Source organism: Kineobactrum salinum (genome assembly GCF_010669285.1).
Taxonomy (GTDB): domain Bacteria; phylum Pseudomonadota; class Gammaproteobacteria; order Pseudomonadales; family Halieaceae; genus Kineobactrum; species Kineobactrum salinum.
The window spans coordinates 759,882-772,842 of the sequence record NZ_CP048711.1 but is presented as its reverse complement, the minus strand read 5'-3'; the positions used below and the strand labels follow the sequence as shown (position 1 = coordinate 772,842).

6 protein-coding genes and 3 pseudogenes are annotated in these 12,961 nt (G+C 63.7%); 7 read left to right on the top strand and 2 right to left on the bottom strand.

Going from position 1 to position 12,961, the window contains the following annotated elements; genetic code table 11:
- Window position 1: 1 nt before the first annotated feature.
- Window positions 2-1,817, bottom strand: a pseudogene (locus G3T16_RS03390) (DEAD/DEAH box helicase).
- Window positions 1,818-2,194: 377 nt separating this feature from the next.
- Here G3T16_RS03390 and G3T16_RS23325 point away from each other — a divergent pair.
- A pseudogene (locus G3T16_RS23325) lies at window positions 2,195-2,287 on the top strand (hypothetical protein); the annotation flags it as partial.
- Between the two features lie 5 nt (window positions 2,288-2,292).
- Here G3T16_RS23325 and acnA read toward each other — a convergent pair.
- On the bottom strand, window positions 2,293-5,400 hold the full coding sequence (gene acnA, locus G3T16_RS03380) for an aconitate hydratase AcnA (protein ID WP_456298659.1): 3,108 nt from the start codon (window positions 5,398-5,400) through the stop codon (window positions 2,293-2,295).
- A 71-nt stretch (window positions 5,401-5,471) separates the two neighbouring features.
- On the opposite strand from acnA, the gene G3T16_RS03375 reads away from it, so the two are divergent.
- From G3T16_RS03375 to G3T16_RS22970, 6 genes and pseudogenes are all read left to right on the top strand, one after another.
- Window positions 5,472-6,644 (top strand): efflux RND transporter periplasmic adaptor subunit, encoded by a 1,173-nt coding sequence (locus G3T16_RS03375; RefSeq protein WP_163493831.1) that lies wholly within the window; start codon window positions 5,472-5,474, stop codon window positions 6,642-6,644.
- An 18-nt stretch (window positions 6,645-6,662) separates the two neighbouring features.
- Window positions 6,663-9,746, top strand: a complete 3,084-nt coding sequence (locus G3T16_RS03370) for an efflux RND transporter permease subunit (RefSeq protein WP_197911870.1) — start codon at window positions 6,663-6,665, stop codon at window positions 9,744-9,746.
- Between the two features lie 191 nt (window positions 9,747-9,937).
- Window positions 9,938-10,201, top strand: a complete 264-nt coding sequence (locus G3T16_RS03365; protein WP_163493830.1) for a DUF485 domain-containing protein — start codon at window positions 9,938-9,940, stop codon at window positions 10,199-10,201.
- A gap of 52 nt (window positions 10,202-10,253) precedes the next feature.
- Window positions 10,254-11,888: a cation/acetate symporter ActP gene (gene actP, locus G3T16_RS03360; RefSeq protein ID WP_232059250.1), complete on the top strand. Its 1,635-nt coding sequence runs from the start codon at window positions 10,254-10,256 to the stop codon at window positions 11,886-11,888.
- A gap of 111 nt (window positions 11,889-11,999) precedes the next feature.
- Window positions 12,000-12,563: pseudogene (locus tag G3T16_RS22975) on the top strand (cupin domain-containing protein); the annotation flags it as partial.
- 173 nt (window positions 12,564-12,736) lie between these two features.
- On the top strand, window positions 12,737-12,955 hold the full coding sequence (locus G3T16_RS22970; RefSeq protein WP_408610724.1) for a helix-turn-helix domain-containing protein: 219 nt from the start codon (window positions 12,737-12,739) through the stop codon (window positions 12,953-12,955).
- Window positions 12,956-12,961: the final 6 nt, after the last annotated feature.

Genomic DNA, 12,961 nt, shown 5'->3' with positions numbered 1-12,961 from the left:
GCTAGCTCCGCGGCATATTCGGCTTGCGGGGTTTTTTGCGGGGCTTGGCCCTGGACGCAGTGTCCTTCGCCGCCGCCCCGGCGGGGAATTTGCCGGCCTTGCGCGGCGCGGGCTCTGTCCCGGCGGGCATGTCGCCAAGGCGGGTAATATTCAGCCGCTGGCCGCTGACCCAGACCGAGCGCAGATGGCGGAATATCTCGGGCGGCATGCCGGAAGGCAGATCGACGGTGCTGTGATCATCATGAATCACGATACGGCCAATGTATTCGCTTTCCACCTCGGCTTCATTGGCAATCGCGCCGACGATATTGCCGGGTTTGACGCCGTGCTGGTGGCCCACCTCTATCCGGTAGCGCTCCATGCCCGGGCCCGGTACGGTATCGCGCTGGCTTGCCGCAGCTGATGCCGGCCGCTCGCGGCGGGGTTTTTCCCGCGGCTCGCGCGGCGGCCGCTCCGCCCGCGGCGGTGCGGTACCGGCCGGAGACTGGGCCGGTGTGGTGCCGGGACCGCGCGCCTCACCCTGGGCCAGCAGCACCAGAGCAGCGGCGATTTCCAGTACCGGCACTCCGTACTCCTGCTGGTATTCGCTGACGATGCGGCGCGCATTGTCCAGTTCGCGGGTGTCCAACGTGGCGGTGATATCCTGTTTAAAACGATCACTGCGGCGGTCGCTGACCTGCTGCGCGCTGGGCAGGTCCATCGGTTCGATGGTGTTGCCGGTGGCTTTCTCGATGGCGCGCAGCAGGCGTCGCTCGCGGTTGGCGGCGAACAGGATGGCGATGCCCTTGCGGCCGGCGCGGCCGGTGCGGCCGATGCGGTGTACGTAGGCCTCCACATCGTAGGGGATATCGTAGTTGATCACATGGCTGATGCGCTCAACGTCGAGGCCGCGGGCCGCCACGTCGGTGGCCACCAGGATGTCCAGCTGGCCGTTCTTCAGGCGCTCGACGGTCTTCTCCCGTTGCTGCTGCGGAATATCGCCATTCAGCGGTGCAGACGAATAGCCACGGGCCGCCAGCTTTTCCGCCAGTTCGGTAGTAGCCAGCCGGGTGCGAACGAAGATGATGATCGCGTCGAAATCCTCCATCTCCAGAATGCGCGTCAGCGCGTCCAGCTTGTGCACCCCCGCCATCATCCATACCCGCTGGTGGATGGATTCGTGCGCCATCGACTTGACCTGCAGCGTCACCTCCTGCGGTGAATTCAAGTGCTGCTGGGCGATGCGGCGGATAACCTGGGGCATGGTGGCTGAAAACAGCGCGATCTGGCGCCCCTTCGGGGTTTGCTCCAGGATCCATTCGACGTCATCGATGAAACCCATGCGCAGCATTTCATCGGCCTCGTCCAACACCAGGGTGCGCAGTTCCGACAGATCCAGCGAGCCCTTGCGCATGTGGTCCATGACCCGCCCTGGTGTGCCCACGATCACATGCACGCCGCGCTGCAACTGGCGCAGTTGGCCGCGGTAATCCGAGCCGCCGTAGATCGGCAGCACATGAAAGCCGGGCAGGTGGCGGGCATATTTCTGGAAGGCCTCGGCCACCTGGATCGCCAGTTCGCGGGTAGGGTCAGGACCATCACCTGCGGCAGCTTGCGGCCGAGATCGAGCCGCGCCAGCGCCGGCAACGCGAATGCGGCGGTTTTGCCGGTACCGGTCTGCGCCTGGCCCACCAGATCGGAGCCCGCCAGCAAATGGGGGATGGTCTGGGCCTGGATGGCGGAGGGCTCTCATAGCCGACGTCCGTCAGCGCCTGGAGAAGGGTATCGGGCAGGTTGAGGGCCGCGAAGCTGGTCGCGTGGGGAGACTCGGTGGACATGGTTTACCTTGGAGGGAATGCAAAAGGGTGCAACAGTATACAGGCTTGCAGCTTTTGGACAATGTTCGCTTGAAAATGGCATATACTTTGGTTCACTCCGGTGGCAGGTCGATATCCTGGAAAGGTGCTTTCGAGACCGTATGCGACATGGATGTCGCATCCGAGCCCCCATGGATGGGTTCACGGCGTGTCTCGAAAGCACCTTTCCAGGATGTCGACCGGGCTACGAAGTCCTGTACGAAGCCCCAAAGCAAGCGCCATTCGTTCGCTTGCTTTAATCCACCCCGGTGCCTGCCACCACAGGGCTGTGGTGGCGCGTACTGCATGCGCTATACTCAACGTGAACGGAATCTGAACCTGAACCGGAGCGCAACTGCATGTCCAACCCGATGACCGTCGACGAGTGTATGCGGCGCAATCCGCTGACCATTCGCGCGGATGCCAATTTGTTGCAGGCGATCGAAATGATCGTCGATCACAAGCTGACGGGACTGACCGTCACCGATGAAGCGGGGCGGTTCAGGGGGTACTGTCGGAACTGGACTGCCTGCGAGGGGTCCTGGCAGCCCTGTACAATGACGGTGACCCGGAGCATGCGCTGGTCAGCGAGGTGATGACCAGTGAGGTTAACGCCTGCAGCGCATCGGACAGCATCGTCGAGGTCGCGCAGTCCATGCTGAGTACCCGCCAGCGGCGCCGGCCGGTGATCGAAGAGGGCAGGCTGGTGGGGCAGGTCAGTTCCCGCAATGTTCTGTGGGCATTGCTGGAGCACTCGCGTCGCAAGGTGATGGCGGCCAGGTGACGCGGCGCCGCCGCTGACGGCGCCGCGCCTGCCGCGCTCAGTGCTCCTCTTCCGCGGTGCCGGCGAGACGCCGCAGCACATAGTGCAGAATGCCCCCGTGCCGGTAGTAGGAGAACTCATTGGGGGTGTCGATCCGGATACGGGCAGTGAAGCTCCTCGGCTTGCCCTGGGTGGAGTGACAGTGATTTCCACCGTCTCCTGACCCGCGGTGACCGCGGGAATGCTAAAGGCTTCCTGCCCGTTCAGTCCCAGGCCGCTGGCATTTTCCCCAGCGGCGAACTGCAGCGGCAGGATGCCCATGCCCACCAGGTTGGAGCGATGGATGCGCTCGAAGCTCTCTGCGATCACTGCCCTTACACCCAGTAGCGCCGGACCCTTGGCCGCCCAGTCCCGGGACGAGCCGGTGCCATACTCCTTCCCCGCCAGGACGATCAGCGGAATGCCGGCGGCGCGATAGGTTTCCGCCGCGTCGAATATCGAGGTATGTTTGCCGTCCTCCAGATAACTGGCTGTCCAGCTACCCTCGGTGCCCGGAGCCAGCTGGTTGCGCAGGCGGATATTGGCAAAGGTACCGCGCATCATGACTTCGTGGTTGCCCCGGCGGGAACCGTAGGAATTGAAGTCGGCGGTGGCCACGCCCTGCGCCTGCAGGTATTTTCCGGCAGGGCTGTCCGGGGCGATGGCGCCGGCGGGCGAGATATGATCGGTGGTCACGCTGTCCCCTACCATGACCAGGCAGCGGGCGTCCTCCAGCCCTGTAATTGCGGGTGCGCTTGCCGTCATGTTGTCGAAGAAGGTGGGCTTGCGCACATAGGTTGACTCCGGCCAGGGGTAGCGCTCGCTGTCCGCCACCGGCAGCTCGTTCCAGGTCTGGTTGCCACTGTAGACGTCCGCGTACTTGCGCTGGAACATCTCGGGGTCCAGTGCGCTGGCGACGATCTGCTGGATCTCCGCGTTACTGGGCCACAGGTCGGCCAGCGTGACCGGGTTGCCATCCTGGTCCTGTCCCAGCGGATCCCGATACAGGTCCACCCCCATGCTGCCCGCCAGCGCGTAGGCCACTACCAGCGGCGGTGAGGCCAGGTAGTTGGCCTGCACATCCTGGTGAATACGTCCTTCGAAATTGCGGTTGCCCGACAACACCGAGGTGACCAGCAGATTGCCACTGCGGATCGCGTCACTGATGTCCTCCGGCAGCGGGCCCGAGTTGCCGATGCAGGTGGTGCAACCGTAGCCCACCAGATAGAAACCCAGGGCTTCCAGGTCCTCCAGCAGCCCGGTTTTCTCCAGGTATTCAGTGACCACCTTGGAACCTGGAGCGAGGCTGGTCTTGACCCACGGCCGGGTGCTGAGGCCGCGCTCCCTGGCCTTGCGTGCCACCAGCCCGGCCGCTACCAGCACCGCCGGGTTGGAGGTGTTGGTGCAGCTGGTGATGGCGGCGATGACCACCGCGCCGTGTTGCAGCTGGAAGCTGTCATTGCCGCGGTCTACGTTGACCCCGTTGAGCGCCACACTTTCGCCGTGTGTGACCTGGCCCCCTTCTTCCTCCCAGTCCCCCTCTTCGCCGGACACCAGGCTCAATTCCTGGAATTCGGCCAGCACCTGGGTAAACGATGCTTTTGCACCGGTCAGCGGAATCCGGTCCTGAGGCCGCTTGGGGCCCGCCAGGCAGGGCACAACCTGGGCCAGGTCCAGCGTCAGGGTGGCACTGTAGCGCGCCTCGACACTGTCAGTGTCATGCCACATGCCCATCGCCTTCATGTAGGTTTCCACCAGCTCCAGCTGCTCTTCGCTGCGACCGGTGAGCCGCAGATATTTGATGGTTTCGGCGTCGACCGGAAAGATCCCGCAGGTGGCACCGTACTCGGGCGCCATGTTGGCGATCGTCGCCCGGTCCGCCAGGCTCAGAAAAGCGAGGCCGGGGCCGAAGAATTCCACGAATTTGCCCACCACCCCGTGGCTGCGCAGCTGCTCGGTGACCGTCAGTACCAGGTCAGTGGCGGTGGCGCCCTCGGGCAGTTCGCCGTCCAGCCGGAAACCGACCACCTCCGGTATCAGCATGGTTACCGGCTGCCCCAGCATTGCCGCCTCGGCTTCAATGCCGCCGACGCCCCAGCCGAGGACACCGAGGCCGTTGATCATCGTGGTGTGGGAGTCGGTCCCCACCAGCGTATCGGGATAGGCCAGGGTCCGGCCATCGTAGTCACTGGTGAAGACACCGCGGGCCAGGTATTCCAGGTTGACCTGGTGGACGATGCCGGTGCCGGGCGGCACCACCTTGAAGTTGGCAAAGGCCTCCTGGCCCCAGCGCAGGAACTGGTAGCGCTCCAGGTTGCGCTGGATCTCGATGTCGGTATTGCGCGACAGGGAGTCCTCGGTGCCAAAATGATCCACCATTACTGAATGGTCGATCACCAGTTCCACCGGGGACAGCGGGTTGATCTTGCCGGGCTCTCCGCCCAGGTCCACCATCGCATCGCGCATCACTGCAAGGTCGACGATCGCGGGCACCCCGGTGAAGTCCTGCAGCAATACCCGTGCCGGTACGAAGGCGATCTCCTGCGACGGCGCGGCGGCGGGGTCCCAGTTGGCCAGCGCCTCGATATCGGCGTCGCTGACAAAATCTTCCCGGCCGTGGCGCAGCAGGTTTTCCAGCAGCAGTTTGAGCGAATAGGGCAGCGTGCCGGTGTCGCCTTCGACGCCAAGTTGGTCGAGCGGGTATACGGTATAGTCTTCACCGTTTACAGTGAGAGTCTGTTCCCTTGCGTAGCGGGTGCTCATAGCGGCTCCTTGTCCATCTGCTGTGACGGGAATTCGTCGGTCTGCTGATTACCACTATAGCAGTACCGGGGATGGCATATGAGATAATCCGGCTGCCGCTGGTGCGGGTCTGCCATAAACATGTGCAAGGAGGTGACGTGCCCCGCCTGAAGAATTCCCGATTGCGCTGGTTCACTGTGCTGGCGCTGGTCCTGGCCGGCAATTTGCTGCTGGTTCCCCGGCTTCTTGCAGAAGGGGTGCCGGTCGTCACGGCACGGGTCGGGGAGCGCCCCATCCTGCGTGAATTGCGGCTTACCGGCACGGTCACCGCGCAGCGTCGCGCCCGGCTGTCCGTCGCCGTCAGCGGTCTGGTGGCTGAGCTGACGGTGGAAGAGGGGGATCGGGTGGAAGCCGGCGCATTGTTGCTGCAGATGGATCCGGAACTGGCCCGGATACGGCTGGCGACAGCGGAGGCTGGCGCTGACCAGGCCCGGGTCCGGTTGCAGGATGCGCGCCGGCGCCTGGAGGAGGCGCGCCAGCTGCTGCCCCAGCGGGGCATCGCCGAAACCGCGGTGCGCGACCTCGAGGCGGAGGTCGAGCAGGCCCGCAGCCTCGCTGCCGGGGCCCGGGCGGAGGCCGAGCTGCAGCGAGCGCTGTTGAAGCGTCACGATTTGCGGGCCCCGTTTGCCGGGGTCATCAGTGCCAAACTGACCGATCCGGGGGAGTGGCTGGATCCCGGCCAGGCCGTGTTCGACCTGGTGGGCCTGCAGTCCCTGCGGCTGGATTTTTCAGTGGCGGAGGATTATCTGACCTGGATTGAAGCCGGAACCGCGGTGGAATTCGCGCTGGGCGCGATGCCGGGGGAGCGTTACCGCGGCACTGTGCGCAGTGTGGTACCGGTGGCGGAGCCCGGCGCGCGCACCTTTTTGCTGCGGGTACAGCCGGACAGGGAAGCCTTGCAGGAGCTGCTGCCGGGAATGTCTGCGACGGCGCTGCTGAGCCTGGAAACCGGCCGCAGCGGACTGACGGTATCCCGCGACGCTACGCTGCGCTATCCCGACGGACGCGTGGTCGTATGGACGGTGGACGAGAGCGAAGACGGCCTGGTGGCGCGGGAACAGGTAGTCTCTCCCGGAGTCAGCTTCGAGGGGCTGGTCGAAATCCGTGCTGGCCTGGAGGCCGGTGACCGGGTCGTGGTCAGGGGCAACGAGTCCCTGCGCAACGGCCAGCGGATCACCCTGGTCGACAGTCCACGACAGCGCTAGTGCCAGGCAGGAGGCAGCGTGTTTGAACGCATAGTCAGCCACGGCATATTGATGACGGTGACTGTACTCATCGTCAGCGTCCTGGGGATCCTGGCTGCGCTGCGCATACCGGTACAGATGATCCCGGATCTGGATGTACGCACAATCAGTGTGCGCACCACCTGGCCGGGTGCCACGCCTCAGGATGTGGAGAAAGAAATCCTGATCGAGCAGGAGGAATACCTGCGCAACCTGCCCAATCTGACGCGCAGCATCGCCACCGCGCGCAGCGGCAGCGCGGAAATCGAACTCGAGTTTCCGTTTGGAACCGATGTAACCGAGATGCTGATCAGGGTGAACAACGCCCTCAGCCAGGTGCCGGCCTATCCGGAGAATGTGGACGAACCGCGGATCTTCGCCAATTCATTCTCCAGCAATGCTTTCATGTACTTCAATATCGTACCCTTGCCTGGCAATCCGCGGCAGCTGGACATGGATCTGGCCTTCGATTTTGTCGAGGATAATGTCAGGCCACGGATGTCCCGGGTCGCCGGTGTATCGGAGGTCTCGGTCAGCGGTGGTGCCGAACGCCAGATCCAGATCCTGATTGACCCGGCCCGGCTGGCCCAGCGCGGGCTCACGCTGGGCGATGTACGCAGCGCCATCCGCAGCCGCAACCGGGATCGATCCGGCGGCGATATCGAATCCGGCAAACGCCAGTATCTGCTGCGTACGGTGGGACGCTTTGCCGACCTGGAGTCCCTTGAAAACTTGATTCTCGCCCGCCGCAGCGATGCCATCATCCGCTTGCAGGATGTGGCGGAGATACGGCTGGACCATTTTGAAAAACGCGGCCTGTCGTTCTTCAACGGCGACCCCGGCCTGTTCCTGTCGGTGCGGCGGGAATCCGGCTCCAATGTGATCGACATCAAGCAACGGATGCTGCAGGAAGTGGAATCGATCAATGCCGGCTTGCTGGAGCCCGCCGGCATGCGCATGAATCTGAGCTCCGATGATGTCCGCTACGTGCAGGATTCGGTGCGCAATGTCTGGCAGAACCTGTTGCTGGGAGCCCTGCTTGCGACTGTGGTGATGTACCTGTTCCTGCGTTCCGGCGCAGCCACGGCGGCGGGTGTGATGGGCATTCCGATCTGCATCATCGTAGCCTTCCTCGGCCTGCTGCTGGCCGGACGCACCGTCAATGTCATATCGTTGGCCGGGATCGCCTTTGCCATCGGGATGACGCTGGACAACAGCATCGTGGTGCTGGAAAGCATCGAACTGGAGCGGCGCCGGGGTGCCGACCGGCTGCGCGCCGCGGTGGAGGGCGTACGCCAGGTCTGGCCCGCGGTGTTCGCGTCCACCATGACCACGGTGCTGGTGTTCCTGCCCGTGATGTTTATCGAGCAGGAGGCAGGCCAGCTGTACTCGGATGTGGCGATTGCGATTTCGGCAGCCATACTCGCCTCCATGCTGGTGGCCATCACAGTGCTGCCGACGGCGGCGGCCCGCTTGTCCTTTGCCGGCCGCGGCGGGGGCGGGGCTGCCCGGCGTGGCTTGCATTGGCGGCAGGGCGCGCTGCAGCTGGTTCGCGCAGTGCTGGCGACACCGCGGCGGCGGTTTGCCTGCATTGGTCTGGTCAGCAGCCTGAGCCTGCTGGTGATCATTGCGTTGACGCCGGCCGCGGAATACCTGCCTGAGGGCGAGGAAGCGAAAGTGTTCGCGACCATGAACGCGCCGCCCGGCTACAATCTGGCGGCGATGGCGGAGATCGCGGCGGAAGTGGAAGCCTACCTGATGCCGCACGTCGGCGCCGATCCCGCGCAGTATCATCGGGGCCAGGCACCGGTACCGGCCCTGGCCTACATGAATTTGCGGGTGCAGACCAGCCAGTTGCGGATCATCGCTGAACCGGTGGCTCCAGGGGACATCGAGCCCCTGATGGACGCCATTTCCGCCAAGTATCGCGAGTATCCGGGGATGCGGGCATTTGCCACACGGGGCTCCATCATCAGCAGCAATGACGGCGGAACCCGCAGCATCAACCTGGATATCGCGGGCACCGACCTGGCCGCGATCTACGCCGTGGCACAGGCCGCCTACAACCGTGCGGCGGAGGTGTTCGACAATCCCCGCATCCAGAGTCAGCCCGCGTCGCTGTCACTGGCCCAGCCGATGGTCGAGATACTGCCGCACTGGGAGCGGGTGGCGGAGCTGGGACTTGACGCCGAGGGCCTGGGTTTTACTGTCGCTGCGCTTACCGATGGCGGCTACGTGGATGAGTTCTTTCTCGGGGACGACAAGATCGACATCTATCTTTACAGTGAGGTGGGACAGGATTCGTCGCTGGATACCCTGGCCCAGCTGCCCATCTACACACCCAGCGCGGCCGTGGTGCCACTGTCCTCACTGGCGCAGATTACCGAGTCGGTCGACACCAGCCAGCTGCGGCGCGTCAACGGCCGCCGCACGGTGACACTGAACATCATCCCGCCGCGCAGTATACCGCTGGAGACCGGGGTGCAGCGCGTGCGCGAGGAGGTCGTGGAAGAGCTGCGCAACCGGGGCGAGATTCCCGCCGGTGTCGACATCGATATTTCCGGCGCGGCGGATCAGCTGGATGCCACTCGCGAGGCGCTGGTCAGCAATTATCTGGTGGCGCTGCTGATTATCTATCTGCTGATGGTGGCTATTTTCGGTCACTGGGGCTATCCGTTGCTGATCATGACCTCTATCCCACTGGGTATCGCCGGCGGCATTGTCGGGCTGTGGTTGCTGAACGCGGTTGGCAGCGTGCTGCCGCTGTTGGGCCTGACGCAGATCGTGCAGCCCTTCGACATGATCTCGATGCTGGGCTTCCTGATACTGATGGGTACCGTGGTCAACAATCCCATCCTGATCGTGCATCGCTCGGTCCAGAATGTACAGGTGGAGGGACTGCAACCGCTGGCAGCGGTGGAGGAGGCGGTGGAGGCTCGTCTGCGTCCGATCGCAATGTCCACCATCACCACCATCTGTGGCCTGGCACCACTGGTGTTGATCCCGGGGCGGGCACCGAGCTGTACCGGGGGGTGGGGGTCATCGTCATGTTCGGCATCCTGGGGGCCGCGCTGGTCACATTGACCATGTTGCCGGCGCTGACCACAGTGGTCCTGGAGTGGCAGCAACGCCGGCGCAGCGCATGAGCAGACCAGTCCGTTGCCTTTCGGCAGGCCGCCGGTGCCACGGGAAATCGATTGACGGCTTCCGGGATTGCTTTGCTATAGTGCGGCCAGCGCTATTCCACGGCAGTGATACCGTTTTGGAGCAGGTACTTGGACAACGACAACAAACTCCGACTGATACAGGCCAAAACCCGGCGCAGGCTGCTGTTTACGCTGTTGACACTGATCCTGTACTTCTCCTTCATCCTCAACTGGACCACGGCGGGCGCGGCGCTCACCCGGCGCCTGGGTGACTCCCATATCACCGGCTCACTGCTGATGTTCGCGGTCACGATCATCCTGCTGGTATTGCTGGAACTGGTGTTTCTGCTGATCAACCTGCGCATTGGTGTGCTCAGCAGGCGGCGGCCGTGAGCGGTCGGGGCCTTGTCCGGCGCCGGGGCGCTATCGGGCTCGGGGCGGCCTGTTGGGCCTGTGGACGGAGGTGGTGCTGGCGGCGCCGGCGGTAGCAGTGGAGACAGAGCGGCAACCGCTGAACCCGGTGGCGATCGCGATGTTTCTGGTGTTTGTTGCCGCCACGCTGATGGTCAGTTACTGGGCCTCACGCCGTACCCGCAGCAGCCGGGATTTCTACACCGCCGGCGGCCAGATTACCGGCTTGCAGAACGGCACTGCGATCGCTGGCGACTTCATGTCCGCGGCCTCCTTCCTGGGCATCACCGGCCTGATTTTCATCGGTGGTTTCGATGGCCTGGTGCTGGCGATGGGTGCCTTCGCAGCCTGGCCGCTGCTGTTGTTCCTGCTGGCCAAGCGGGTGCGGAACCTGGGCAGTTTTACTTTTATCGACGTGGTCTCGCAGCGGCTGGAACGCACCCGCATACGGCTGGTTGCGATCAGCGGCACAATTGTCGTTGTTGTGCTCTACCTGATAGCCCAGATGGTAGGTGCCGGCAAATTGATCGAACTGCTGTTCGGCCTGCCCTATGAGGTGGCGGTGATCGCGGTGAGCGCCCTGGTATTGGCCTACGTCACGTTTGGCGGCATGCTGGCCACCACCTGGGTACAGATTATCAAGGCCATTCTGTTGACCGCGGGCGTGACGGTCACCGCGGTCCTGGTGCTGGCCGAAACCGGTTTCAGTCTGGATCAGCTGCTGGCCGGTGCGGTGGCACGGCACCCGGAAGGGGAGCGGATTCTGGCACCCGGGGTGCTGTTCGATGATCCGGTGCAGGTCACCACCATTTTGGTATCCATGCTGTTTGGCACCCTGGGACTGCCGCATATCCTGATGCGCCTGTTCACCGTGCCCAATATGCAGGAGGCGAAGAAATCCGCATTCTATGCCTCCCTGTTCATGGGCTACTTCTATCTGGCCCTGGTGATTATCGGCTTCGGCACCGCCAGCCTGCTGTACCAGAACCCGGCGTTCTTTGGCGCCGATGGGCAGTTGCTCGGTGGCAGTAACATGGCGGCCATCCACCTGGCAACCGCAGTGGGCGGCAATGTGCTGACCGGCTTCATGTCCGCGGTGACCTTCGCGACCATCCTGGCGGTGGTGGCCGGCCTGACGGTGTCGGGCGCAGCCGCGATTTCCCACGACCTCTATGCCGAGTTGCTGTGCAAGGGCGCTCCGGACCCGCGCAAGGAACTGCTGCTCACCCGGATCACGACGCTGGTGATCGGGGTGATTGCGGTAGTGCTGGGCATACTGTTTCAGAATGAGAATGTTGCTTTCATAGCGACCATGCCGATGGTGGTGGCGGCTTCAGTCAATTTCCCGATCCTTTTCCTGTCCCTGTTCTGGCCCGGCCTGACCACCCGCGGGGCAGTGACAGGCGCGCTGGTGGGGCTGCTGTCGTCGGTAACCCTGATCATTGTCGGTCCCCAGGTCTGGGTGTCGGTGCTGGGTTTTGAGCGGGCGCTGTTCCCCTACGATTATCCCGCGCTCTTTACTCTGCCATTGGCGGTAGTCAGCATGTGGCTGGTATCGCGCGCCGACCGGTCCACCCGTGGACAAGTGGACCGGGACAACTACCACAGCCTGTTGGTGCGCTCTGAGTACGGGGTGGAGCCCGCGCCGGGTCCGGTGGGAGACCGTTGAACCTGGTGCAAGCCGCCGGGAGATTTGACATTGCGCCGTGCTACAGGTCCAATCGGGTCAACGGTCCGATCACGGGCACAGCGCCCGCGACGGTGCGACACCGAGGTACTCATGAACGGTAGCAGCGCAGCAGCGTCCACAAGATCCCTGGACTTGTTCGACAGTCAGGTCAACGAGACCTTCTTTCCGATGGAATGCTCGCCGCCGCGGTCGGCAATTGGCGAGTTCCGGGGCCTGCTGACCTCGCGGCAACTGGGCAAGGTGGGTTTTGCCGCGGTGCGCAGTTCACCCCTGGACGTTTACCGGCGGCGCACTCACATCTCCCGGGTCTCGGATGCTGTCTACCTGGTGAAAGTCCAGGTGGAGGGCGAGAGCCGTGTACTTCAGCGCGGCAACGAGGCCTGCCTGCAGCCCGGCGATTTCGCGCTGTGCCTGAGCTCGGAGCCCTATGAGCTGCATTTCCCGGAGGATTACTCCCAGGTCGTGCTGGCGATACCGGAGGGAGTCATGCTGGAGTGTGTCCACCGTCCCGATCGCCACCTGGGAGTGCGGATGCAGTCGACGGTTGGCGCCAACGGGTTGTTTGCCCAGTTCGTCACGTCTATCGCGCACCGGCTCGACAGTCTGGACGGCGTCCTTGCCCAGCGCCTGGAAGCCAACGTGATCGACCTGCTCACTACCACACTGGGCTACGCCGAGGAGAGCCAGCGCCATGACCTGCTCGGCTGTGGGGTCAAACTGGAATACCTGCACCGGATCCGGGGGTTTATCCGCAAGCACCTGCACGATGAGCGGCTGACCCCGACTGGATTGCGGCCGCACACAGTATTTCCACCCGCTACCTGCATATGTTGTTCGAGGCGGAGGATGTTTCCGTGTCGCGCTATATCCAGCGGTTGCGTCTGCAGGGCTGCCGCAATACGCTGGAAAATCCGGCCTTTGCCCAATACACCGTCAGTGAAATCGGCTACCGCCACGGCTTCAAGGACTCCTCCCATTTCAGCCGCGCATTCAAGGCCGAATTCGGCGTAACCCCTGCCCGCTGCCGCCGCGCTCACAACAGCTGAAGCCTG

Excerpts from the sequence above, each read along its gene's own strand:
- G3T16_RS03375 (WP_163493831.1), top strand. The coding sequence starts at position 5,472 with ATGGCATATGAGATAATCCGGCTGCCGCTGGTGCGGGTCTGCCATAAA.
- acnA (WP_456298659.1), bottom strand. The coding sequence starts at position 5,400 with ATGAGCACCCGCTACGCAAGGGAACAGACTCTCACTGTAAACGGTGAA.
- G3T16_RS22970 (WP_408610724.1), top strand. The coding sequence starts at position 12,737 with ATGTTGTTCGAGGCGGAGGATGTTTCCGTGTCGCGCTATATCCAGCGG.